The organism is Paraglaciecola sp. QJM3NY_14 (assembly GCF_056173245.1).
Window position 1 is genome coordinate 2,234,453 of the sequence record NZ_CM149664.1, and the last position, 23,489, is coordinate 2,257,941.

Annotated in this window: 21 protein-coding genes, 1 tRNA gene and 1 pseudogene; 16 read left to right on the forward strand and 7 right to left on the reverse strand. The window is 42.9% G+C overall.

Annotated elements, in window-relative coordinates; translation table 11 throughout:
* The first annotated feature begins 183 nt into the window (after nt 1–183).
* Nucleotides 184–1,578, forward strand: a complete 1,395-nt coding sequence (gene cysS / locus AC0VYA_RS09405; protein WP_475490828.1) for a cysteine--tRNA ligase — start codon at nt 184–186, stop codon at nt 1,576–1,578.
* 464 nt (nt 1,579–2,042) lie between these two features.
* Nucleotides 2,043–2,687: a hypothetical protein gene (locus AC0VYA_RS09410; RefSeq protein WP_475490829.1), complete on the forward strand. Its 645-nt coding sequence runs from the start codon at nt 2,043–2,045 to the stop codon at nt 2,685–2,687.
* Nucleotides 2,688–2,751: 64 nt separating this feature from the next.
* On the opposite strand, the gene AC0VYA_RS09415 is transcribed toward AC0VYA_RS09410, so the two are convergent.
* Nucleotides 2,752–3,960, reverse strand: a complete 1,209-nt coding sequence (locus AC0VYA_RS09415) for an IS4-like element ISPat1 family transposase (RefSeq protein ID WP_475488912.1) — start codon at nt 3,958–3,960, stop codon at nt 2,752–2,754.
* A gap of 135 nt (nt 3,961–4,095) precedes the next feature.
* Between AC0VYA_RS09415 and AC0VYA_RS09420 the strand changes: the two genes are divergently transcribed.
* Entirely contained in the window at nt 4,096–4,356 is a 261-nt protein-coding gene (locus tag AC0VYA_RS09420; protein WP_011575428.1) for a hypothetical protein, read from the forward strand.
* Between the two features lie 804 nt (nt 4,357–5,160).
* Here the strand turns inward: AC0VYA_RS09420 and AC0VYA_RS09425 are convergent.
* Nucleotides 5,161–6,387 (reverse strand): annotated as a pseudogene (locus AC0VYA_RS09425) (transposase).
* Between the two features lie 294 nt (nt 6,388–6,681).
* Here AC0VYA_RS09425 and AC0VYA_RS09430 point away from each other — a divergent pair.
* Together AC0VYA_RS09430 and AC0VYA_RS09435 are read left to right on the forward strand one after the other, a co-directional pair.
* The gene (locus tag AC0VYA_RS09430; RefSeq protein ID WP_198136264.1) at nt 6,682–6,834 is read left to right on the forward strand and encodes a hypothetical protein; all 153 of its coding nucleotides are present in this window, start codon (nt 6,682–6,684) and stop codon (nt 6,832–6,834) included.
* Nucleotides 6,835–7,474: 640 nt separating this feature from the next.
* Nucleotides 7,475–7,975 (forward strand): VOC family protein, encoded by a 501-nt coding sequence (locus AC0VYA_RS09435; RefSeq protein ID WP_475490830.1) that lies wholly within the window; start codon nt 7,475–7,477, stop codon nt 7,973–7,975.
* 257 nt (nt 7,976–8,232) lie between these two features.
* Here the strand turns inward: AC0VYA_RS09435 and AC0VYA_RS09440 are convergent, their stop codons facing one another.
* Together AC0VYA_RS09440 and gloB are read right to left on the reverse strand one after the other, a co-directional pair.
* A complete protein-coding gene (locus AC0VYA_RS09440; RefSeq protein WP_475490831.1) occupies nt 8,233–9,894 on the reverse strand; it encodes a LysM peptidoglycan-binding domain-containing protein in 1,662 nt (553 codons plus the stop codon).
* Nucleotides 9,895–9,922: 28 nt separating this feature from the next.
* Entirely contained in the window at nt 9,923–10,696 is a 774-nt protein-coding gene (gloB, locus tag AC0VYA_RS09445) for a hydroxyacylglutathione hydrolase (RefSeq protein WP_011574711.1), read from the reverse strand.
* Between the two features lie 157 nt (nt 10,697–10,853).
* On the opposite strand from gloB, the gene AC0VYA_RS09450 reads away from it, so the two are divergent.
* Entirely contained in the window at nt 10,854–11,603 is a 750-nt protein-coding gene (locus AC0VYA_RS09450) for a methyltransferase domain-containing protein (protein ID WP_475490832.1), read from the forward strand.
* Nucleotides 11,604–11,699: 96 nt separating this feature from the next.
* Here AC0VYA_RS09450 and metG read toward each other — a convergent pair whose 3' ends face one another.
* On the reverse strand, nt 11,700–13,727 hold the full coding sequence (gene metG, locus AC0VYA_RS09455; RefSeq protein WP_475490833.1) for a methionine--tRNA ligase: 2,028 nt from the start codon (nt 13,725–13,727) through the stop codon (nt 11,700–11,702).
* A 118-nt stretch (nt 13,728–13,845) separates the two neighbouring features.
* Between metG and apbC the strand changes: the two genes are divergently transcribed.
* A complete protein-coding gene (apbC, locus tag AC0VYA_RS09460) occupies nt 13,846–14,910 on the forward strand; it encodes an iron-sulfur cluster carrier protein ApbC (RefSeq protein WP_475490834.1) in 1,065 nt (354 codons plus the stop codon).
* Between the two features lie 105 nt (nt 14,911–15,015).
* Nucleotides 15,016–15,615, forward strand: coding sequence for a dCTP deaminase (dcd, locus tag AC0VYA_RS09465; RefSeq protein WP_011574715.1), 600 nt, complete (start codon nt 15,016–15,018; stop codon nt 15,613–15,615).
* Between the two features lie 97 nt (nt 15,616–15,712).
* On the opposite strand, the gene AC0VYA_RS09470 is transcribed toward dcd, so the two are convergent.
* Nucleotides 15,713–16,663 (reverse strand): AraC family transcriptional regulator, encoded by a 951-nt coding sequence (locus AC0VYA_RS09470; RefSeq protein WP_475490835.1) that lies wholly within the window; start codon nt 16,661–16,663, stop codon nt 15,713–15,715.
* Nucleotides 16,664–16,777: 114 nt separating this feature from the next.
* Between AC0VYA_RS09470 and AC0VYA_RS09475 the strand changes: the two genes are divergently transcribed.
* The 5 genes from AC0VYA_RS09475 (at nt 16,778) to AC0VYA_RS09495 (ending at nt 20,234) form a co-directional block, all read left to right on the forward strand.
* On the forward strand, nt 16,778–17,245 hold the full coding sequence (locus AC0VYA_RS09475) for a YHS domain-containing (seleno)protein (protein ID WP_473480233.1): 468 nt from the start codon (nt 16,778–16,780) through the stop codon (nt 17,243–17,245).
* 294 nt (nt 17,246–17,539) lie between these two features.
* A complete protein-coding gene (locus AC0VYA_RS09480) occupies nt 17,540–17,692 on the forward strand; it encodes a hypothetical protein (protein WP_475490836.1) in 153 nt (50 codons plus the stop codon).
* A 131-nt stretch (nt 17,693–17,823) separates the two neighbouring features.
* Nucleotides 17,824–17,900, forward strand: a tRNA-Pro gene (locus AC0VYA_RS09485).
* Between the two features lie 247 nt (nt 17,901–18,147).
* The gene (locus AC0VYA_RS09490; RefSeq protein WP_475490837.1) at nt 18,148–18,549 is read left to right on the forward strand and encodes a hypothetical protein; all 402 of its coding nucleotides are present in this window, start codon (nt 18,148–18,150) and stop codon (nt 18,547–18,549) included.
* 383 nt (nt 18,550–18,932) lie between these two features.
* Nucleotides 18,933–20,234, forward strand: a complete 1,302-nt coding sequence (locus tag AC0VYA_RS09495) for a hypothetical protein (RefSeq protein WP_475490838.1) — start codon at nt 18,933–18,935, stop codon at nt 20,232–20,234.
* Nucleotides 20,235–20,556: 322 nt separating this feature from the next.
* On the opposite strand, the gene AC0VYA_RS09500 is transcribed toward AC0VYA_RS09495, so the two are convergent.
* Nucleotides 20,557–20,709, reverse strand: a complete 153-nt coding sequence (locus tag AC0VYA_RS09500; protein ID WP_475491111.1) for a hypothetical protein — start codon at nt 20,707–20,709, stop codon at nt 20,557–20,559.
* Between the two features lie 95 nt (nt 20,710–20,804).
* On the opposite strand from AC0VYA_RS09500, the gene AC0VYA_RS09505 reads away from it, so the two are divergent.
* The 3 genes from AC0VYA_RS09505 (at nt 20,805) to AC0VYA_RS09515 (ending at nt 23,081) form a co-directional block, all read left to right on the forward strand.
* Entirely contained in the window at nt 20,805–21,635 is an 831-nt protein-coding gene (locus tag AC0VYA_RS09505) for a hypothetical protein (RefSeq protein ID WP_475490839.1), read from the forward strand.
* 93 nt (nt 21,636–21,728) lie between these two features.
* Entirely contained in the window at nt 21,729–22,112 is a 384-nt protein-coding gene (locus AC0VYA_RS09510; RefSeq protein WP_475490840.1) for a hypothetical protein, read from the forward strand.
* A 111-nt stretch (nt 22,113–22,223) separates the two neighbouring features.
* A complete protein-coding gene (locus AC0VYA_RS09515; protein ID WP_475490841.1) occupies nt 22,224–23,081 on the forward strand; it encodes a DUF2971 domain-containing protein in 858 nt (285 codons plus the stop codon).
* Nucleotides 23,082–23,489 lie beyond the last annotated feature (408 nt).

The following is a 23,489-nucleotide window of genomic DNA, read 5'->3' on the forward strand; positions in this document are numbered from 1 at the left end:
AATGCCCTCAGGTGAATCATAAAAAATAAAAGTTCGCCATTCTAACGTAAAGCGACGCGCTTTTTAAGCAGTTGATTCATATTGATTAATGCGAGGGGAGTGACACAGTGATAGAATCGGCGCTCTGGGCACCTTTGCTCACCTTTTTACGTTACTGAACTTTTATTTATAGGAAAACGGTTAATGCTACACATATACAATACCCTGACTCGACAAAAAGAGCTCTTTACACCTTTACATGAATCAAAGGTGGGGTTGTACGTGTGCGGTATTACAGTGTATGACCTGTCGCACATGGGGCACGCACGCACGTACTTGAGTTTTGATTTAATGGTGCGCTACTTACGCCACAAAGGCTATGACGTGAATTATGTGCGAAACATCACGGATATTGATGACAAAATCATTCAACGTGCGAATGAAAATGGCGAAACGACCAGTGAGTTAACTGAGCGCACCATCGCCATGATGCATGAAGATTTCGCCGCGATAGGCTTACTTGAGCCAGACATTGAACCCCGCGTGACGACCCACATGCCTGAAATTATCGCGATTATCGAGCGCCTCATTCAGCGCGGCCACGCTTATCAGGCTAAATCAGGAGATGTGTTGTTTGATGTGAGCAGCTATGCGGATTACGGCAAACTAAGTAAACAAGACCTAGACCAACTGAACATGGGCTCGCGGGTTGATGTTGACAGCGACAAAGACGACCCAATGGATTTCGTTTTATGGAAAACCGTAAAACCTGGTGAGCCAAGCTGGCAATCCCCATGGGGAGACGGGCGCCCTGGCTGGCATATTGAGTGTTCAGCCATGAATCAAAAACATTTGGGTGAGCATTTCGATATTCACGGCGGTGGCTCTGATTTGATTTTCCCTCATCATGAAAATGAAGTGGCGCAATCATGCTGCGCTTATGACACCCCGTATGTAAATTACTGGGTGCATGCGGGTATGGTGCAAGTCGACAGTGAGAAAATGTCTAAATCGTTAGGCAACTTCTTCACATTAAGGGATGTGTTACAGCAACATGATGCTGAAACATTGCGTTATTTCTTGATGTCAGCTCACTATCGAAGTCAATTGAGTTATTCACAAAGTAATATTACCCAAGCGCGCAGTGCACTTGAGCGCTTGTATACGTCTCTTAGGGACGTAAAAGCAAATACCCAAGTCGATATGCACAGTGCTGATTACCTCACTCGCTTTGATAAAGCCATGGATGATGACTTCAACACACCTGAGGCCATGGCAGTGTTGTTCGACGTAGCCAAAGAGCTCAACCGAGCCAAAGCTGAAGGGCAAGAAGGGCATGAGCGAGCCAGTGATTTGGCCGGCGTGCTGATTAATTTAGGCAAGGTGCTAGGCATTTTACAACGCAGCCCAAGTGAATATTTGCAAGGCGAGCAGCAAGATGATGATGAAGTGGCAGAAATCGAAGGGTTAATCAAAGCGCGTAACGATGCCCGTGCCGCCAAAGACTGGGCCGCAGCCGATGCCGCGCGAGATGGCTTAAATGCCCTGAATATTATTCTTGAAGATGGACCCAGCGGCACAACGTGGCGCAAGGGTTAGTCTTTTTCGGGTTTTAAAAGAGACATTCAAGGCCAGCTGATTAGCTGGCCTTTTTATTGCGACGGCTTTAGTCAGCCTCCTCCTTGGCGAGTGGCTGCGCAAGAATGTAAAACAAGAATGCAAAACAAGAATATCCCAACGAGCCACCATAAAGTTCAGACCAAAGCTCGCGCTTCTCGCCTCAATAAAAAATGCCATTAAATACAAATGTGGGTAGGAGTTTGTTGCTGTGTTTATATACAAGTTGGTTGCTTATTCCAGTAAACAGCAGGATCACGGAATTTTTCCATGTTTCCACAACCAAAAAACATAAAGATGGAAAAATTTTAACCTGTACAACAAGTTACAGTGTATGCTAACAAAGACAGATGGAGAAAGGCGGAAAACTTCCGTGTTTAATATGCGGATGCAATCACGGAACTTTTCAGGCTATTAATATTGTTATAAATCATTAAGGAGATTTGGTGCGTAATTTTATAATAGGGATATTAATTATTCTGATTTCAGGATGTAATGCGACTGAGAGACGAGGTGCCACACAGGCACCAGAGAACGTATTAATTCCTATTCCATTTCAAGCTCCAGCAGACCAGATTTCATATAACGCTTATATTCCTGAATGTACGAAAAGCTGTAATGTGAAATTAATGATGGATATTAGAGAAACCTCAAGTTCATTTAATTATTTTCCTTTTGTTGCTTTTGCAATTCAAGATGAAAAGCAAGAGCTTTCTGCTCGAGTACAAGTGGAGTATGCTCCGAGTAAAGGCATATTTGAATATTCCATCGTAACTCGTCACAAAGATGTTGTTGTCGATAAAAAATTACTATCAGAGCATAGGTTACCCGATATGTTCCAATTTTCGGTACAGTGGACGAACGATCGTTTTACTGTAACACCATATATCAAAGAGGTTGGTGATGGTTGGTTCAGGCACGTACCATCTAAAATTACATTAATAACCAATCTGCAATTTACGCCTTATTCTTATGCGTATTTAGCTTCTGGCTCTCAAGGGCGATTCATATTATTTTCGGGAGAGCAAAATATATTAAGTTTAAATAAACAATCAGTTAATGTTAAACCTATTAAGAAAAATGATTTATAACAAACAAATTAGGGCTGACGCGCAAACAGCGCGCGCCGCCTATTCGAAACGCTGGGGGATCCCCTCATAGAATTGGTCTTCCTTCTTTGTGAACCCAGGTAATATATTGGGCGATAGCCCATGTCATTTGAGCTGAGTTCATCCTGTAATCTTTTGCCCTTTTCCTGACTTCTCTGCCTAGCCTAATAATGGATAACACGCGCCGATGACGGATGGTGTTTGCTTGAAATGCTCTTTCCCAGTTTTGCTTCACGGCGATGATACCGAGTAGCCGTAATAGCCATTCTGCGAGCATCGCTATCAGCAGTAATATGTCGAATCGTTTGGTACAGCGACTGTTGCTGTGGCGCAGTCCCATTCCGTATTGAGGGCTTTTAATATCGCGGAAGGTTTCTTCTATTTGCATCCGTCTTGCATAAAGGGAAACCAGCTGTTTTGAGTTAAGTTTATCGTTCTCGGGAAGATTAGTGGCGAGTAGCCAAGGCTCTTTGCTACCCGCACGATAGCTTTGCTGGGCGGTGTGGTTTCGCCCTGCCTTTGAAGAACGGTTGTCCTTTCGATGTTTGGCCTTTGCTTTGTACAAATGCAGGTGTGCATGAAGCGGGCTTTTACGCCCTAATTGCCCACACCCAAGGTATTTGGCCCGAGAATTTGCACTGGGATAAAACGACTTATTACTTTGCCATGATGCTTGCCCATCACGCTTAAATCCCACATCACCGCGCACTCGGCCTAGCCAGAACCATCCATGCTTTTCGACTTCACGAAACCAAGGGTTACGATAGCCTGCATCGGTCACAATCAACGGGCAACAACCCGACGGCAGGATACTCGCCAACTCCCGTAAAAACGGATTATGACTAACAGGTGAATTGTATTCACCGAATGAAAATACGCGCTCATAAAGCGTGACAGAGCGCCCCTGAACACTGACCGATGCACGTAAGGTTAAATGCCTGAGCTGCTCACGCACATCAGACCAATCCACAAGGACAACGGGCATGGGGTTAGCACCGCAAAGCAAGCGAGCGTGCCAACGATAGATGTCGAGCCGTTCATTATGTAGGTTGTTATTACCAAGCAGCCTGTCGATGCGTTTAATGTTGTGTTTCGGGGCCACTGATCCTGAGATATTTCGTCCCAATTCGGTCAACGACAGTTGCTGACCATCTAGCAAAGATTGGGTGGCAACCATCAAAGAGGAAAGACGTTTGGCATGTAGATTAGGGCATTGCTTTTTAAGCAAATCGTGTAAGATATGAATATCACGCATGGTGTTGTTATCTGGTTGGTTTTTGGCGAAATTTATTAGATCAAATGGCGCTATGCGTGTCTATATTATTGTTTCTGCTCATAATTATGAGGGGATTCGTTAGTTCGAAACGTTATATGTACATTGGGGTTTTAAATGTCATTAATTTCTAAACTGGGCAAAGGCCTTAAAGGCGCAATGAACGCTGTTAATTCTGATGAGTATCAAATTAATGGTGTAAAGGCTAAATGTATTCACTGCGGTCATAGTCATTTCGAATTGGGAAGTGCTCAATTAAATACTGCTGGTATGACTTTTCTCAATTTAGATTGGGCAAATGACAGTGCATCATTGTTATCATGTAAGGGTTGTAGCTTCATAATGTGGTTTGCAGCAGAACCAAAGAAATTAATTTAACAAAGTACATATAACAAGTGAATAATGTCGTTCGTAAACTCACTGGGACAAATACTCGCTGGCCTTCGGCCAAAGCGCTCGCATTCGCCCCAGATTCAAAGCGTTATAGGCTACCGAGGTTTAGGTGAAATACATTATTCTTTTTTTATTAATTTCTTTAATTAGCTTTCAGCCAAATCTATTGAGGAAAAGCAATATCAAATTGATACACTTGAAAAACAAGAAGTTGTGTTAAATGAGATCGTATTTCTATATCAACTGTGGAAAATCAGAAAAATCGCTTTTAACGAAAGTAGTTTTGAGACAATAAAAAAAATCGACGAAATTATCTTACTAACCATTAGTGATGATTTAATTTATCAACGAGAATTAAATAAAGAGCTCGCAGTTCAAGTAATCGAATTTCTTCAAAGTGCCAAGTATTATAAATTTACTTGGTCTGCTAGCTCTCACGAAAAATTGGTTAACGCATTAAAAGGCGTTGAAAGGTAGCATATAACAATCGCATTAAATTGACGCCTAACAGTTGGCTGGGACAATTAAATAGACACCCATCGTAATTTCCAGGTAACAATACTTAAATAGACAGCCATCTTAAGAACCGTGTAAAAAACTCTCCTGCTTAGAACGGAAAATACCCCTCAACAGGCGTCAAAGTACTTTTGGTCTAAATCGTTGGGGATTATTACTGGAAAAGTGAGCGTAGAGGAAGGAAACTGCGCGTAAGGTCAATTTTTAGGCAAAGTAGTAGGCTACAGGGTTTGCAGGGGATGTAACATTCGAAATTGATTAGTTGCAGTCGTTTTAAGCGCGCCTTAACAACTCTCTCGCTTTGGTCATTCCTCGCAAACGTTGATGATGGGTATGGCGTTTAAATGCATTCATCATTTGCTCCGCACCGGCTGCGTAGCAGAAGTGTTTTTCGAACTCAGTGGTTAAGGTTAACCATTGAGCAGCATCTAAGTCTAATCTTTGTAGAATAGGGCTGTGAGTGTTATCAATATGACCGGCCTTATCATCTCGAATGCATCGGCCTGTCGTGTCGACCAATTCACAATAGTCTTTGAGCGAATATGCGATACCTCTGGGCATATTTTCACGAGGATTACCTACAAACGGCATTAAAGCACTCGGTTGTGGTTGTTGGTTTTTAATGGCGTGAATGCGCTTTTTGATACTGGTGTGTTTTGACGTTTCGGGTGTTTTTGCCATTTTTGCACGAATAGGATTTAAATCCACATAGGCCATACACGCTAGAAGGGCACTCTCATCTAACAGGGCTTGTGATTTAAATCGACCCTCCCACTAATTTATCAGGAGTAAATTAGAACAGCTTTAGCTGGCCCGCAGGGAGAGCGCCAAGGATGGCGGCGAATAAAAACGACCGGTGCAACCATCCTCTTTGTTAGCTTCGCGAGCAATATATTCATTCAAGTCACGCATTAATCAACTCATGTCGTAAAGGCGTTTTCGGTAGGTTTCAACGGTCTCATCAAAAGTGATTAGCTCGCCTTGGCTTAGCGCATCGCCATTCATAAATTTCTGAGTCAGCAATGTACCTCTGTGCAGCTTGTGATAACGCCTCAACACTTCATCGTTAGCCCAATGAGCAGCCATCGTTTTATCCACACATAGCACCACGTGCGTCTACTTTAGGCATCCTGCCTTACGCCCTTCGGGCCAGCTAAAGCTGTTGTAAAATGTTCCCGACATTTTTACTGATTATTCATAACCGCATAAGCATAAATACGGTAGCCGCTATCTATGGCGAATACCGTAGATAAAAACAATAAACGCTCCTCTACCCAAGCTCGACGATGCTCGTAACTCTGGCCAGAGTATTTATCAACAGCGCGGCTGCCGTACCACACAAGAAAGAACGCCGTACACACCGGGAAACGCAATGACAAATTTATCGGGAATAAAATTTGAACAGCTTTAGCTGGCTTCGAAGAAGTGAACGACATGGATGTTGTGAATAAAATAAGGGGTATCGACTAAACTAATTTGGCTTTTTCGAGGTTGAGGCATAATCCATCTACTGACAGAATGAAACACAAATTAAGTCTAGTTCAGCCCTGAAAATTGACCATTTTTATCATGGGTGTCTTTATATTTTTTTTTATATTTTTTATATTTTCTTTATATTTTCATGCAAAGTGGTGGCAGTTTTGAATTTAATTCATACAAAAAGCTCAATCAGAAAATCACTCGCTGGCCCTCGGCCAAAGCACTTCGTGTTTTCTGTTTAACTAAGCGTTATATTACCAAAGAGGGTTAGAGTTTCATTTTCATTAATGCGCAATGTCATAGAGGAATAACATTATGGAAGATTTAGGATTTATATTTGGGATCATAGGCATGTCAATGGGTATGTCAGCGTTTACTTTTGCCATCATAACAATGAAAAAGGTGGACAAACTTGAGAGTAAACTTAAAGAGCTTGATGTTTTAAGCTCGGATTTTAAGTCTAGTTAATAATCTATTCCCTATTTGTGTTACACCAATACAACAAGTAACTCAAATGGGGCTGCTAAGAGTTTGCTCTGTTTCGCTTCACATTTTAGCAAGCTATTACTCATCGTTTAGCAAAGCACTGGCGATCCCCTCACAGAATAGATCTCCCTTTTTTGTGAACCCAAGTAATAGTGATGCTGTTAAAGAAAGTAGGGCCCATGCAATTTGGGCCAGCCTTACATTCTGTCATCGGTTGCTTGTTGCATTTTGTTCGTTTCCCGACTTCTCTGCCTAATCTTATGATTGATAATACGCGCCGGTGTTGAGTCCGATTGGCTTGAAATGCACGCTCGCCATTTTTTAGCAACACTTACGCATTCACTCATAAAGTGCCACTTACACATTCACTCATAAAATGAAGCTTACTTGGACATGCAGAATAAAAAGGCCGCACTGTTTCTCTCTGGTTTTATGACGGAATTATCACAAATAAGCGTTATGGTACTTTTGAACTGGCTGGTGTAATGAGCCCTTCTAGGGAGCAATAGGCGTGAAATAAAAGGCGTAACTAAGTCAGCGGAAGTCATGTATCGATGAAAGATAGTATTGAGCATCCCGTTCTGTTCATTTGAATATTAACTATCCGAAGAGAAGAGTATTAATGAAGCGATTTTTATTATCGGTTGGGCTGGGCGTAATGTTTTCAGCAACCACGTTAGTGCATGCACAGGCACCCAAGCAGATACAAGCGCAAGAACAAAGCGTTCAAGGCGTTGATCACGTCGGGCTAGCGGTGAGTGACTTGCAGGCATCAGAGCGATTTTTTACCCAGTATGCAGGGTTTCATGTACTGAGCCGTGATGAAAAGTACCCATCTGTGTTTCTATCAAATAACAGTGTTGTTATTACGTTGTGGCGCGTGACTGACCCTAGTGCGGCTGTGGCATTTGATCGCAAAAATAATGTTGGGTTGCATCACTTGGCACTTAGAGTCAGCAGTGAGGCAACCTTGAATGCGCTGCATGACACTTTCTTGCAAGACAAGCAGGTAAAGATAGAGTTTGCGCCTGAGCAAGCGGGTAATGGGCCGAACAAGCATATGATGGTGTATGAGCCTAGCGGCAATCGGATTGAGTTTATGTATCGAGCGGCAGCGCGCTAGTTCGCAGGGCGCTTTTTTGCCCGGGCACTCTCTTGGCCAAGCCCTTTATTAGCTAAGCACTTTCCTAGCTAGGCATCCGATAACGGTCCTTTAGGGTTGCAGGGGCTTGGCTAAAGGGGCATTTAGCAAAAGGAAAGATTGGTTAAACAAGAAAGGCTGGCTAATGAAAAAGAGGGGCAAATACCTTGACCCAAGAGAACTCGGGTCAAGAGAAACCAAAAGAGCTAGCTTCTCTTGATTAAGTAAACCACTCGCACTTAGGTGCGAGTGACATCCACTTTGATTTTAAGCTTCTGGCCTGGTTGTAGGTATTTTTGGGTACTTATTTGATTCCATGCGACCAAGTCTGACACATTGACCTTAAATTTTTGCGCGATTCTGGCCAATGAGTCACCGCCGCGCACAGTGTAGGTGAGGGTGCGTATTACCGCATCACTGTGTTTTTTGCTGTCCTTGCCTTTTAGCCATACCACTAGCTCTTTACCTGGGCGCAACATGTCTGTAGGGGCCATACCATTCCACTTGGCTAAGCTGCGCATGTTGACTTTATATTTACGACTGATGTCCCACATGGTGTCGCCATTTTTGACTCTGTGCTTGACCTGATACGTCCCGCTTTTGTGCTTAGACTGCGTATCCGCTAAGCGCTGCTCTTGAGAGAGTGAATAAAAGTCCAGTGATTTTAATGCCACAGGTATAACCAAGTATTCCCCAGCGCGGATCACATTGCCTTTTAACTCATTTACTTGGCTAATTATGTCTGTGGTGGTGTGATATTTGTGCGCTAGTTTCAACAGACTGTCGCCGCTCTTAATTTTGTGGCGAACCCAGTTTAAACGCTCTTTGGTTTCGGTTGCCGCAATAGCGTCGCTAAAGGTATCTGCTTTATCCACTGGCACAAGTAGCTTAAACGGCCCTTCGGGGTCGGTAGCCCAGCGATTATAACCTGGGTTTAAGGCATGCAGCTCTTCAACCGTAAGACCTGCCATATCAGCAGCAAGGGCCAAATCAATTTGCGAGCCGACATCGACTTCTTCAGTCACTTTGATATTTTCGATAACAGGCCATTTGAACGCATAAGTTTCTGCGTTTCTAAGTATGTCTGCCAAGGCCAATAATTTGGGGACGTAAGCGCGGGTCTCTCTGGGCAAATCTAGGGCCCAGTATTCTGTGCTTTTACCCGCTTTTTTATTCTTTTTAATGGCGCGCATAACACGGCCTTCACCGCTGTTGTAAGCTGCAAGGGCGTGTAGCCAGTTGCCGTCGAACATTTCATTCAAGTACTTCAAGTAAGCGATTGCGCCATCAGTTGACGCCATGACATCACGGCGTCCGTCATACCACCATGTTTGCTTCATGCCAAAACGTTTGCCCGTTGCCGGTACGAATTGCCACATACCCGCAGCGCGGCCATGTGAATAGGCGAAAGGGTCAAAGGCGCTTTCTACTATGGGTAAAAGCGCTAGTTCCATAGGCATATTTTCACTTTCAAGGCGCTCTACAATCAGGTACAAAAATGGCTTAGCGCGCTTTGCAACACGTTGCATGTAGCTAGGGTGTTTTAGGTACCAGTTGCGTTGACTAGCAATGCGTTTGTTGTCTTCAAAGTCCAAAGCGAGGTGTTGACCCACGTATTGCCATACGTCGACTGCAGCAACGTCTTGCGGGATGGGCTCTGGTTCAATTGTGACCTCGACCTCTTCTTCTGGGTGGGTGACAGGTATAATACCTTCATCCGCCGCTTCACAGTCGAATGCCTGATCAGCTAACTCACCGGATTGTCCACATGTCGTGGCAATTTCTTGCGCTATTTCGTGCTCTTGGTCTATCTGTTCAGCTATGTCTGAATGAGGCTCCATCATCTGACAGGCCGGTAAAATAGACACTAGCGATAGGCATAGTAGGGTATGTAAGCGCACTAGGCGTTCCTTTTATGTTTATTCTGTTTTAAAAATTATCTTTCCATGCACGAAGCGCAGTAAACACTGATTCAGGTGTTGCGAGTGTTCTACCGGCGTAATGCTCAGCATGTTGTATGACTTCCTTGCTACTCGCGCGCAAAAACGGATTAATCGCTTTTTGCTGGCCTATTGTTGAGGGCAAGGTAGGTTTTAAATCAACCCTTTGAGATTCTGCCCAACCTTTATAGTTCAATAGTGCTTCATTATTTGGTTCAGCAGCTTGAGCAAATTTAATATTGGCTAAGGTATATTCGTGTGTACAGTACACTTTCGTGTCGTCAGCCAAAGCCGTTAGTTGCCCTAAAGATTGATACATCTGCTGTGGCGTTCCTTCGAACAGTCTGCCACAACCAGCAGAAAAGAGCGTATCACCACAGAATAATCCGCATGAACCTACATACGCAATATGATCAAGCGTATGGCCGGGCACTTCTAGTACCTTAAATTCAACATCTAGTGATGGTAGTTGAACGGTGTCGCCAGCCTGTAAGCGCTGAGTAATCGATTGGATTTGTGGGTTTTGTGGGCCATAAACGTTGACGTTTTCGAAGGCTTGTAGCAAGTCATTTACACCACCTGTGTGGTCGCTATGATGATGGGTGATCAGTATGTCTGTTAACGTTAAATTGTTGCGGCTGCAGAATTTAATGACGGGTTTAGCGTCACCTGGGTCAACCACTGTGCAGGTTTCACCGTTGATTAGGCACCAAATATAATTATCCTCGAATGCTTTAATTGGTCTTATTTTCAGGGATGACATAATAATCTCCAGTGACAACAATAATGAAACAGGTGTAAAGTAATCCGACATTATACATATTCAAAATCCATGTGCATGTACTAGTCTGCAATATGTTGACTACTAAATGTGTAATATGTTGCTACATTTTCGGTAAAAATAGGTTTGTATTGTATTGATGAAGCCAGCGTTACTTGACAAAAAACCACGTTACCCCCGCTCATGGTCGACGCTACCCAATGGGGCAGAGCGTAAAGCCATTGTAGAAAGCGAACTCGATATCATCACTCAACAGTTTTTTGGTTACCACTTGGTTAAGGTGGGTAATTTAAGCAGTGAGTTAACTTTAAGTAAGTGCTCAATTAAGCATTGTGTCAACATGGTTGCAAAAGAGCATGAGTCGGCTGGCATGCGCTCGTTGTCTCGCGACATGGCGTTAAAAGAAAGCAGTGTAGACGGGTTTGTATTAGCCCATGAATTGGACTTTGCCCAAGACCCTCATCAAATTTTACGGGAAGTAGACAGAGCCATTATGCCTGATGGCGATTTGGTGATTGTGGGCTTTAACCCGCTCAGCTTAACTGGCTTGCGAAAGTTAGTCTGGTTTAACCGCCAGAGTATTTTGCAAGAAGCGCGTTTTTTTAGCGTCCCGCGTATTAAAGACTGGTTGCATTTATTGGGGTTTGAAGTGACTCAAGTTACTTACCGGCCGTACTCAAAATTTTTTATCACTAAACCGAATAATATCATCACCCGTTGGTGCAAGCGGTTTTTACCTCAGTTGGCTAGCATGTACGTTATCGTCGCGAAAAAGCGCACGGTGCCTTTGTCGCCCATCAAGCCTAAATGGCAGCTTAAGCCAAAATTCAGTGCGGTAGGGGCGAGTATTCGTGCAGGTAATGTTAACAGTGAAAAGCCGCAAAGCTGACATCAGCGAGCAGGTGTTGCACACATAAAAAAGCCCACTTAGGAGTTGTCCTAAGCGGGCTTATTGGCTATTTAGTTAATTGGCTGAAGGAAGGTGTTACTTCACTTTCATGCCAGGTTGTGCGCCTTCGTGTGGCTCCATGATCCACAAGTCTTTGCCGCCAGGACCTGCTGCTAGCACCATGCCTTCAGACATGCCAAACCGCATTTTACGCGGCGCTAGGTTTGCCACCATAACCGTTAACTTACCCACCAAATCTTCTGGTTGGTAAGCAGATTTAATGCCTGCGAATACTTGGCGGGTCTCACCGCCTAAATCAAGCTCTAAACGCAATAACTTGTCCGCTTTTTCGACGTGCTCAGCGACCACTATTTTAGCAATACGCAGGTCTATTTTAGCGAAGTCATCAAACTCGATGGTGTCACTGATAGGGTCTTTCGCCAACGGGCTGTTTGGGTCTAGCGTTACCGTCGGTGCTAGGTTTTCTTTTGAGTCATCCACCATGGCGTTCACCTTGTCCATATCTACTCGTTGCATTAATGCTTTGAATTTATTGATTTCATGGCCAGTTAGTACACTTTGGGCGCTGCTCCAGCTTAAGTCATCGTTCAAGAAGGCTTCGGCTTGCTCGGCTAACTTGGGCACAACGGGTTTTAAATACACCATTAACAGGCGGAACAAGTTTATACCCAATGAACATACATCGTGAGTGAAGGCTTGTTTGCTTTCATCTTTGATGGTGACCCAAGGGGCGTTGGCATCAATGAACTGATTAGCTTTGTCCGCTAGTGCCATAATTTCGCGAATGGCTTTGTGATATTGGCGCTCTTCAAATGCTTGGGCGATGCTCGCTTGTGCATGTTGAAATTCAGCTACTAACGCAGGCTCAAGCACGTTGTCTGACAGCTTGCCGTCGAAACGCTTGGTGATAAAGCTGGCACAACGACTGGCGATGTTAACGACTTTTCCTACTAAGTCTGAATTGACTTTCTGTGCGAAATCTTCAAAGTTAAGGTCGATATCTGTCACGTTCGCGCCCAGTTTAGAGGCGAAGTAATAACGCAGATACTCGGGGTTTAAATGTTCTAAATAAGTCCGGCCCTTAATAAAAGTACCTTTAGACTTAGACATTTTGGCACCGTTAACGGTGACAAAACCGTGCACGTTAACGCCCGTAGGCTTTCTGAAACCGGCGCCTTCAAGCATGGCTGGCCAGAATAGACAGTGAAAATAGGTAATGTCTTTACCGATAAAATGGTATAGCTCAGCGTCAGAGTCAGCGCCCCAGTATTCATCGAAGTTAATGCCGCTGCGGTCACACAAGTTTTTAAAGCTCGCCATGTAACCGACGGGTGCATCAACCCATACATAAAAGAATTTGTTGGGTGCACCGGGAATTTCAAACCCGAAGTAAGGTGCGTCGCGACTGATATCCCACTGTTGTAGGCCTTTTTCAAACCATTCTTCAAGCTTGTTGCTGATTTCGCTTTGCAAGGCATCGCTTTTCAGCCAGTTTTGCAGCATGTCTGAAAATTGCGGTAAGTCGAAGAAGAAATGCTCTGAGTCTTTTAAAACCGGCGTCGCGCCTGAAACCACTGAGCGTGGGTTCTTCATTTCTGTGGGGTCGTAAGTCGCACCGCAGTTATCACAGCTATCGCCGTTTTGATCTTCAGCACCACAGCTAGGGCAAGTGCCTTTTACAAAGCGATCCGGCAAAAACATGTTCTTTTCAGGGTCAAACAACTGGCTGATAGTGCGCTTTGAAATATATCCCGCATCGTTTAAGCGGTTGTAAATCAGTTCAGACAGCTCTTTGTTTTCGTCACTGTGGGTAACGTGGTAGTTGTCATATTCTACGAAGAAGTCGAGCAAATCTTGATGATGCTCTTCACGGGTACGCGCCACCATTTCCTCTGGCGTAATACCTAGCTCTTGGGCTTTGAGCATAACGGGCGTACCATGTGCATCGTCGGCACATACACTGTATATTTCGTGGCCACACATTCGTTGAAAACGCGTCCAGATATCCGTTTGGATATGCTCTAAAAGGTGACCCAAGTGAATGGAGCCATTTGCATAGGGAAGGGCGCTGGTAACAAGAATTTTACGTGGTTGTGACGACATGTTTATTTCGGTTTCTTCGTTTAATTAAAAAGGCCGCAAATGGTATCGAAAATAAGCCGCCATTGCATTAGCTAATAGCTACCTAGGGCCAAAATCATCGTTATTAAGTAGGAGTGTCATGTTATTTAGCCGGTCAACACCAGAGCAAAAACGTCAGTCATTGGTTTCAAAGCAACTCGCGGCGCAATTCGAACTCACTGATAAGCACGTCGGTACATGGGTGACGGTCTCCGGTGAAGATGTTCTCATCACTTTACCTTTTGCTGCCGCAGCACTTCATGATGTGCTAGTAGCGCGTATTAAAAAAGTAGCGGACGAGCAAAAGCTACCTATAAAGAACATAGTCATCGAAACAGACATTCAAGCATCGCCCACGAAAGTAGCTAAAGTCCCTAACATTAAAAACATTATTGCCGTTGCTTCAGGTAAAGGCGGGGTGGGTAAGTCGACCACCAGTGTGAACATCGCCTATGCATTGATGGCACAAGGGGCAAAAGTGGGGTTATTAGATGCTGACATTTATGGCCCTTCAATCCCAATCATGTTGGGAAATACCGATTCAACGCCTGCCTCTCGAGATGATAAAACCATAATACCCTTTGCGGCCCACGGCTTGGTTGCAAGCTCTATTGGTTATTTTGTGCCAGCTGAGAACGCGACAGTGTGGCGAGGGCCGATGGCCAGTAAAGCCCTTCAACAATTATTGCGTGAAACCGACTGGTCAGCGTTAGATTACTTAATTGTTGATATGCCGCCGGGCACGGGGGACATTCAATTAACGCTCGCTCAACAAATGCCAGTCAGTGCTGCGGTGATCGTGACCACCCCACAAGATTTAGCGATAGCAGATGCCAGTAAAGGCATTGCGATGTTTAATAAGGTCGATGTGCCGGTGCTGGGCTTAATTGAAAACATGAGCTTGTACATTTGCCCCAAGTGCGGTCATCAAGAGCATATCTTTGCTCAAGACGGCGGAGTGGAATTGGCCAAGCGTAATAAGGTGCCTTTACTCGGTCAATTACCATTAAACATTAAAATTCGTCAACATACCGATGAAGGTACGCCTTTGTTGGTGGCAGAGCCAAACGACCCCCTAAGCCACACCTACCTAAAATGTGCAGCAGCTGTTTCAAAACAGCTTTATATGAATGGTTTGATGGACTTGCGCATACAAAATATTTAAAAACGTTGAACATAGCCTCTTAGCTACGCATAATTGCGCGGCTAAGCGGCTGTCATCTTTTATGATTGGCCAAATACCCAAAACCTATTTACTGAGTTAAACATTATGCGTTTGTGCGACAAAGACATTCTGACCCATCTTCAAGAAGGCAAGATATCGATTACCCCTGAGCCTGATTATGCTGAGATCAGTGGCGTAACCGTCGACATTCGATTAGGCAACAAATTTCGTGTGTTCACTGAGCACCAAGCGCCATACATTGATTTAAGCGGCCCTAAGGCGCAGGTTCAAGAAGCACTAAACACTGTGATGAGTGATGAAATCAGCGTTGGGCAGGACAAGTCATTCTATTTACACCCAGGTGAGTTAGCGCTCGCAGTGACACTAGAGTCAGTGACCTTGCCCGGCAATATTGTTGGTTGGTTAGATGGTCGCTCGTCACTGGCGCGGTTGGGGCTGATGGTGCATGTTACGGCGCATCGCATTGATCCCGGTTGGTCAGGCAACATAGTGCTAGAGTTTTTCAACAGCGGTAAATTGCCCTTGGCCTTAAAGCCAGGCATGAAAATAGGTGCGCTGAGCTTTGAAGTGATGTCAGATTTTGCAGAAAAGCCCTATAACGCGCGTGTTGATGCCAAATACAAAAACCAAGAAGGCGCTATTGCCAGCCGCATTAGTGGCGATGACAAAACAAGCACTCAGTAAAGGCTTTGTTATTTAACATTGCATGTGCCTATTAAATTGCACGCGCCTATTAAAACGGTTGGGAATGACACGCCAACCGTTTTGCTTCCATTTTATGCTACTGCTGTTCACTTAAAGCCCGTACCGCACCGGGGCTAACACCAAGTACCCGCTTGAACGCTTTTGAAAATGACGACTCATTTTCGTAGCCACTAGCAAGCGCCGCATGCAAGGTCGTCACGTTTTCATCGGCTAACATCCTGTAGGCTAGGCCTAAACGCCACTGCGTAACATATTCCATCGGGGATTGGTGCAGCACAGACTTGAATAATTCGTTAAAACCCGCTCGCGACATAAAGCACTGCTGGGCGAGCATTTCCACGGTCCATTTTTTGTCAGGCTCCCTGTGAATAGCTGCCATAGCGGCTCCCAGTTTTGGGTGAGCCGTGGCCGCAAGCACGCCATTGTCCGCTGGCAAATGTTCCCGAAAAATGATGGCTAGAATCGCCTCGGCTATGCGCCCCATAATTAGAGCTGAGCCTTTAGTAGGCTGCTTTGATTCATCTAGCAGGGCATCAAGTAAGTAGTTTAACCCCGACGCACTGGTGCTGACTGTTTGGTGTTTTATGATGATAACGCTGGGTAAATGGTTTGTAACACTAGCGACAAGCGGATGGTGATGGCTGAAATAACCACAGACTAACCCGGTAGCACTGGGATGGATGCCACTTGCATAGTTCTGAGAAGCCGCGGTATTGACCACTGCCGACGATCCTAAATCGCCACTGATGACGTGCTCGCTATCGCGGGGGAACAACACGACATCGCCCTGTACCAATTCGATAACGGTGTTTTGCTTTTGGTCGCATTCGCTGTGTTTATCACCTACATGTTCACTCTCACGTTTAACGCTAGGCAAGGTCAAAAAACACGTGCCGTGGCTGACAACATGAAAGTTCATGTAATGTGTGCCCGAGGTATTGATGGCCCAACTGCCACAGTATTGCCCGTTGTGGAAGACGTTTGCAGAGACTTTAAAGGTCGCGAATAACTGATTTAATACATCCATAGACGTTGTGACATAACCTCTGGTTTTATAGACATAGTGGCAATACTCACCACTGTTTACACTATTCCTCGTTGACTGCTTCAATTTTTGAACATCTAAACCGAGGACATAAAAATGAAAAAACTATTTACCCTTAAATCACTCTTTACTGCTGTTGCCATTACGGTATCAAGCTTCAGTTTCGCCGGCGTTGATACCCAAACCGATAGCAACGACGTTATTTTAGCCGGTCATGACGCCGTTGCTTACTTTACGCAAAACAAACCTGTGCTAGGTAAAGCGGAATATACTGCTGTGCATAATGATGCCATTTATCGTTTTAGCAGTGCTGCGAACCGAGATGCATTTAATGGCAACCCAGATAAATATGCTCCTGCATATGGCGGTTTCTGTGCCTTTGGTGCTACCTTCGGTAAAAAATTCGACATCGACGGCAAAGCTTTTGAAATCGTTGATGGCACCTTGTATGTAAACAAAAACCCTGACGTGTACAAAGCGTGGAAAGAAGACATTCCTAAGCATTTGGGTGAAGCCAACGAACAATGGCCAAGCATTGAGTTCACGCCGAGTAACGAGCTTTAATCTTATCGACTAGTATGGGCTCTCGCTAAGGATGCCCTTACTAGCGGCGCACTCATTCGCTATGCCATGGTTCGTAAAGCATGATTCGCAAAGCATGGCTAGTGCGTCTTTACTGCCAATGAGTGAATGAGTAAGCGCAGCACAAAAACATAACCCCACACGTTGGGGTTTGTTCGTTACTTTGTCGGGTAGTGTCACATCAGACCGGAGCGACATTGGTATTCATTCACTTTGATTGACCTTAAAGCCGCACACTGTTGAGTGAATACAGTATCGTTGGAAATCAGTTTTATTATGTGCGATACGAAGACGGGTAGGGTGCTAAGGCTTGGGCAAGTGATTAATCGAGACACACTGCGCGCAACGTCAGGCGCCAGAGACGTTCGAGCTGGTAGAACGCCAGAATATGCACAATGGCAAATGAAAGTGACGGATAAAAAAGAGTGAAGAACGTGACAGAAAAACGGTCAAACCGATCGAATAAGCTGCAGTTTGAACAACAAATAAGCGAACGAACAAGGTAAAGCATATTTCTCATTGCAAAAACGCCAGATTTCCGTATTATGCGCGTCTTCGGTCGGTGTGTAGCGCAGCTTGGTAGCGCACTGTCATGGGGTGTCAGGGGTCGGAGGTTCAAATCCTCTCACACCGACCAATCTATTCCTTATTTTATCAATGATCCACCCCGTTCATTGAATGCTCCTCTAAACTCGCGTCCCATAATCGTCCCATAATTGTCACAATATACAGTTCTTGTTGCTTGGCTTTTAGTTACGTATTTTTGTTGAACAGAACGACATTGTTTCTCTCTGTCAATATTGAGTTGTTAACTGACTTGAAGTGATAAATTTCTCTAGGCTTGAAACTAGTTATTCCTGAGGTTTACTAAACAGGACTTAACTATGAGACAAAAGACAAGTCAGCGTGATCTGCAAATCACTTTTATTCATCAATTTAAGAGAGCAACAAGAACAGAATGGCATGATAAATTTCGTGTGTGCTGGTACTTCAATCAAGAAACACTCGATTATATCTATGAGCATAAAGACGAAAAATTTGTCACGAATGGGTTTGTACTCTCAAGCGCGCTCTATCAGCAACTCCCTGAAGAGTTCAGGAAGAAGTATTTCGAGCCTCATGAAAGGTGTTTACTTTTCATAATCTTTGAGCTTGAGATTGTTGATTTTATCAACTCAGATAAAGTTAGTGATACTGAGTTTGAAAATGTGTTCGGGGTAACGAAGACTCGTTATTTTTCTGATGAAGCGATTAATGAATGGACTGATCAGATCGATTTACTCTAGGGCTGCTTTGCAGCCCTTTTTCTTAGAATTATAGTAGTAGGCGGGTGTTTTATATACTTAATATATATGCAGGCACGATACTATGATCTAATGACTACTTAACTGATCTTCCCCTAGCTTCGTAGGCAATTAACTTGCCTGTGAATATGTATTTTCATATTCATCTAGGGATAGATCTAAAAATAAGTAATAGGCTAGGTGGTAATATAGTGCACAACCTATTCCTAGATAAAAAATGAACTCTTTGAGACGCGGCAACCTTCAAGCCCTTCGAGACAAGGGGCAGCTTTGGGCGGATTAGAAATAAGTGCAGAACCATACTAAGCTTATATTAGCGTCACTATGTAATCCCCCCATAAAGTTGATAAAAAGGAATTTTTCAAATGGTGTTTTTAATAATAAAAGGGTTGCTTTTTATATTTTTATCTTCACTGATACTATTTCTAATTTATCACGTGATCACCGTCAGTTACGCTCTTTATCCTCATGCTAATCTTGAAAGTTACTATTTAACTCCTCCCCAGACACGTCCATTTAGGTCGCTCGAAAACGATCTTAAAAAACCTAATCTAGTCAAAAAAGCTAAAAAAACATGGAAAGTCTCGTTTACTGGCTTAGATGCGGTTTCTCGCAGGAAAAGCCTTCTACCATTTGACTCGTATGAAGAAAAAATTATCAAAAATTTAGTACCAAGTTTTCTAGAAATTGATCACTACTTAAGGTTTGCGGAATTATCACGGTCACCTACTCGAATAACAGAAGTAATCTCACCGAAATATCAAAGCTCTAAGGACTATAGAAAAATATATAAGGGACTGAAGAATAAATATGACAAAAAAAGGAGCTTAGAAGAACTTATAACAATAATGGAGGAGGATTTTAATTTGATTAAGGCTGAGCGAACCAATTTGTGGGGTGAGGTAGTACAAGAACTACCTTACACTCGAAAACTAAATGACTTTATGCCTAATTGGTATAATCACACTTTGGCTAGTAATCTTAGATTATATTATCAGCCTACTATACGTTATGTGCTAGGTGAGAAACCTTTTGAGTACAGCACAAGTTCAATAAGTCTTGAACAAGAGGAAATATTACCGAGGTTAAAAAAATACACTATTAAGATTAATGCTAATGACTTTAAATGGGAATATATTAAAAAACGTTTTTTCTACATGTGCGGAAAAGATATTAGATGTCAACCCTCTTCATTTCCCCAATTAGTAGTAGTGTTTACAACTACAAATGCACAGTGGTCAAGAATCCTCGTGAATGAGATTGAAATTAACCATTTTCCGGTTGAAATGGAGACTAGAGATAAAATGGTTTTCATGTGGCCTGAACAACAGACTGATGTGATTACGTTTCTAGTAAAAGGAGAGCCCCCTAGCGACATTTTATACTATAATAGTTCTACACGTGTAGGACTTTCATTTGGTATTGTGTTTCCTGAATTAGGCGTAATCTTTCCTGTTTCTGGCAGTAAATGGATCGATAGGTTTAAGATAGAGTGGTCGTTTTTCGAAAGGGTTGAAAAAGCCCTGAAGCCAACCGCTGAGAATTTGATAGCCCTATCAATCATCTTTTCTGCTCTGCTATTGTGGAGCTACATTGGTTATCTCCTTTTTACGAAAAGAACGTTTAAACTCAAAAGGCTCTTAATGAGGCGCTTTGAACCAAGATAATTATATTTGGTGAATGCTCCGATTACCTATCATATTTTTTTCGTCCCTATATTCTTACCAAGTGGTTGTCGTGGTGCGTTCCAAGTTGATTTAGGCCTACGAGAATAGCGTTTTATTCGGAATACGCTATGTCAGCGTATCGCATATTGGCCTGGCCCGTATTACTGAATAACTTTGCCTCATCACTCAGAATGAATGCTCGTTAGTACTCTTTCTGATTTCTTCCTTTAAGCGCCGCTATTGATGAACAACAACCGCTAGTGAACTCCGCCGATGAATTAATGGGTAGAAAAGCAGTTATTTTTTTGAGACATGGCAGGGGTTATTGGAACGATGCGCAAGGGAATTTAGAACGACGTGTTGCATGTAGATTGGGGCATAAATTTTTAAGCAAATCGTGTAAGATATGAATATCACGCATGGTGTTGTTATCTGGTTGATTTTTGGCGAAATCTTCTTTCTCGATAAAAGACATTTAATAGCACCATGCGTGTCTATATTATTGTTTCCGCTTAATATTGTGAGGGGATTCATTAGACGCGGGCGTTATAACTTTGATCGGACTTTGAGATGGATCTAAAAAAACAGTATGAATTGCTGATGAGAAACGAGTTAAAAGTTTTCGGATGTAATAAGCAGTTCACTGATGAGCAACTTAAGAAAATGGATAGAAGAGATAATTATTCTAAGAATAGTAATGACTATGAGCTGTCCCTTCTATCTAATTTATTCTACTCAGTTGTTCATCGACTATTCAAAAAAAAGCCAAGACAAGTATTTAAATATCAGGGATTCGATGACAAAGGAAACTCAGCTGGAATCCAAAACCTAGAGCTAAAAATTGCAAGTGGAGAGTCCTTAGTCCCTCACCTCAGTAGATATATATTCGATATTGATCAAGAAAAAAAAAACGACCCAATGTTAAATGAGTGGTCTATCTACCATTTTCATATTCCTCCATTGGATGGGGATGGCTCGTTTGTCACCAGAAGCAAGGATTTGCTGTTTGCATTAGTTACAGATGAACAGTTCATATTTATAGATGTTCAGCCTCATAGGGATAGCACAGGCACCTATGAGCCTTGGGTTGATGTTGGGATCATCGAAAAGATTGAAGAACATTATCCTGATCTACTAGAGCAGTATTATGTTGGAGATGGAAGTACACCGCTTACACCTGAACAACGAAAGAACTTAAGATCTAGAAATGCTAATACCAACATTATTACAACTAATGGCAAAGAGTATCTTATTCCTGGCTGCGGAACTGTTACAGCCGGACTTCCCGTAAACTCTATTATTAAAGGTGACGTTGCTAACGCATTTATAGAAAGCCTTTGTGGGGATTCTTTTTTGAGGCTTGCTTTCGATGCAAACTTCAATTTAGTGATAGAGAGCTAATTGTTATAATAAGGCGCTGCTACGGAAAATTTACTTGCTGGTGCTCATGAATCTCCGCAGAGCGCAGCGTTATATTTCATAGGGATTGTAAGGATGACGACAATAATTCTCTTAGTAATAGCGATAGTTAGGGGGACATTAAATCTCTGGCAAATTAGCAAAAAACCACAAAAGCTAATTATGGTATCTGACAGACAAAAGCCGTGCTTAGACATGCTTGTTGGTATCGACCATGAGTTACCTATTTTTTGCCCCGAAATATTTCAAGGTCACACCTTAGTGTCTCTCTCCTTATATGGGAGCAGAAAATTCACTCAAGAGTTTTCAGGTTGCTTTTATGATAGCCACTCGGATAACATCGATTACTCTAAGATTCCAGAAATGGTGCAGTTTCTAACCTCCACAGGTAGCGAAAGCACTTACTTTTACAAGCCTATTGGTGAAAACAGCCTAGTGGTTTATGGTTTGAGTAAGTGAAATATAACAAGATTATCCATACAAAAACATCATGGTGGGACTTTTTACTCGCTGAAAAAGTGCTCCTAAAATTCCCATATATTAAGCATTAGATTTTTTTGGAAAGTATGAATGTACAAATATATTTCGAATGAGTTGCCACAATTCTTCGAAAATGGGATGTTAAGGTTTACTCAACCAGGACACTTTAATGACCCATTCGAACTTCTACCTCGTTATGTCGACTTTATGGGCACAAATACTAAACAGTATGTACTTGACAATATCGAAGTTTGGGAAAAAGAAAAGCGCCAAACTGAACCGTGGTATAAGAATTTAATCCCAATATCAGTAAAGACGTTTGCGATAAGGCTTCTTCTAAGTAGCAAAAATAAATACGTGAATAAAGTAGTAAATGAATTTGATACAATGGGTCTAAGTGTCGCAAATGGGCAATATAGAGACATAATTGATCAATCTAATGGAATTCTTTGCTTATCCGAAACAGAAGATAATCTCTTGATGTGGTCGCACTATGGGAATAGTCATAAAGGTTATGTCATAGAGTTTGACACATCACACGAATTTTTCAATCAAGCAATTCCCAACGAAAAAACTGGCGGAGTGCTCGACTATGCAGGTAGACCTTTAAAGGTTACCTATACCAAGCAGAGAAAAACAATATCGTTTTGGCAAAAGTCTATGTCAGAGGTCTTTCTAACTAAAGGAAATGACTGGGAGTACGAAGAAGAATATCGAATGATATTACCTCTTGAGTATTCTACTGAAGTAGTAAATGAAAATATTCATCTATTCAAAATACCATTTCATGCTGTAAAAAGCATATTATTCGGCGCTAAATGTGAGGATGAATTTATCCAGAATAGCATTGAAAAAATCCATCATTGGGGTCTTAAACATCAAGACTTTGAACTATTTCAGTTCAAGTTATCTGATAAAGATTTCGAGCTTGTACGAGAGAAAATCTAATTGGGTAGCCGGAGGTTTCTAACCTCCAGCCCCCACAACACTCTGCATGCGGCTCCGCACAGGGCGTTTCACTTAGGATAGTGAAGCGCAACCCAACCATCACATAACGAATAAAGCCCTTCGGATTTTAAGTAATCAAGTGACAAAGCCTGATTAATCCCAGGGGATTTCGCACTGCGCCATGGTCCTTTGCTGATGATGCCACAGGCAACTGCTGCTTAAATGCCTTCAACGTCTCCGGGTGCCATTTAATGCGACCTCCCTTGAAGGTGAATCCAAGAAATTTGCTTTCACTAGTTTTAACTACGTGACTTTTGGTCGTGTTAACGACCAATTTCAAGCTGTGACTCAGATATCTGCTGATACTACCAAGGACACGTTTACCCGCACGGGGACTGTTGACCAATA

Excerpts from the sequence above, each read along its gene's own strand:
- AC0VYA_RS09480 (WP_475490836.1), top strand. The coding sequence starts at position 17,540 with ATGTGCGATACGAAGACGGGTAGGGTGCTAAGGCTTGGGCAAGTGATT.
- AC0VYA_RS09505 (WP_475490839.1), top strand. The coding sequence starts at position 20,805 with ATGGATCTAAAAAAACAGTATGAATTGCTGATGAGAAACGAGTTAAAA.
- dcd (WP_011574715.1), top strand. The coding sequence starts at position 15,016 with ATGCGTTTGTGCGACAAAGACATTCTGACCCATCTTCAAGAAGGCAAG.
- AC0VYA_RS09420 (WP_011575428.1), top strand. The coding sequence starts at position 4,096 with ATGTCATTAATTTCTAAACTGGGCAAAGGCCTTAAAGGCGCAATGAAC.
- AC0VYA_RS09415 (WP_475488912.1), bottom strand. The coding sequence starts at position 3,960 with ATGCGTGATATTCATATCTTACACGATTTGCTTAAAAAGCAATGCCCT.
- cysS (WP_475490828.1), top strand. The coding sequence starts at position 184 with ATGCTACACATATACAATACCCTGACTCGACAAAAAGAGCTCTTTACA.
- AC0VYA_RS09435 (WP_475490830.1), top strand. The coding sequence starts at position 7,475 with ATGAAGCGATTTTTATTATCGGTTGGGCTGGGCGTAATGTTTTCAGCA.
- AC0VYA_RS09515 (WP_475490841.1), top strand. The coding sequence starts at position 22,224 with ATGTACAAATATATTTCGAATGAGTTGCCACAATTCTTCGAAAATGGG.
- AC0VYA_RS09490 (WP_475490837.1), top strand. The coding sequence starts at position 18,148 with ATGAGACAAAAGACAAGTCAGCGTGATCTGCAAATCACTTTTATTCAT.
- AC0VYA_RS09450 (WP_475490832.1), top strand. The coding sequence starts at position 10,854 with ATGAAGCCAGCGTTACTTGACAAAAAACCACGTTACCCCCGCTCATGG.
- AC0VYA_RS09470 (WP_475490835.1), bottom strand. The coding sequence starts at position 16,663 with ATGGATGTATTAAATCAGTTATTCGCGACCTTTAAAGTCTCTGCAAAC.
- AC0VYA_RS09430 (WP_198136264.1), top strand. The coding sequence starts at position 6,682 with ATGGAAGATTTAGGATTTATATTTGGGATCATAGGCATGTCAATGGGT.
- AC0VYA_RS09510 (WP_475490840.1), top strand. The coding sequence starts at position 21,729 with ATGACGACAATAATTCTCTTAGTAATAGCGATAGTTAGGGGGACATTA.
- gloB (WP_011574711.1), bottom strand. The coding sequence starts at position 10,696 with ATGTCATCCCTGAAAATAAGACCAATTAAAGCATTCGAGGATAATTAT.
- AC0VYA_RS09475 (WP_473480233.1), top strand. The coding sequence starts at position 16,778 with ATGAAAAAACTATTTACCCTTAAATCACTCTTTACTGCTGTTGCCATT.
- AC0VYA_RS09500 (WP_475491111.1), bottom strand. The coding sequence starts at position 20,709 with ATGTCTTTTATCGAGAAAGAAGATTTCGCCAAAAATCAACCAGATAAC.
- AC0VYA_RS09495 (WP_475490838.1), top strand. The coding sequence starts at position 18,933 with ATGGTGTTTTTAATAATAAAAGGGTTGCTTTTTATATTTTTATCTTCA.
- metG (WP_475490833.1), bottom strand. The coding sequence starts at position 13,727 with ATGTCGTCACAACCACGTAAAATTCTTGTTACCAGCGCCCTTCCCTAT.
- apbC (WP_475490834.1), top strand. The coding sequence starts at position 13,846 with ATGTTATTTAGCCGGTCAACACCAGAGCAAAAACGTCAGTCATTGGTT.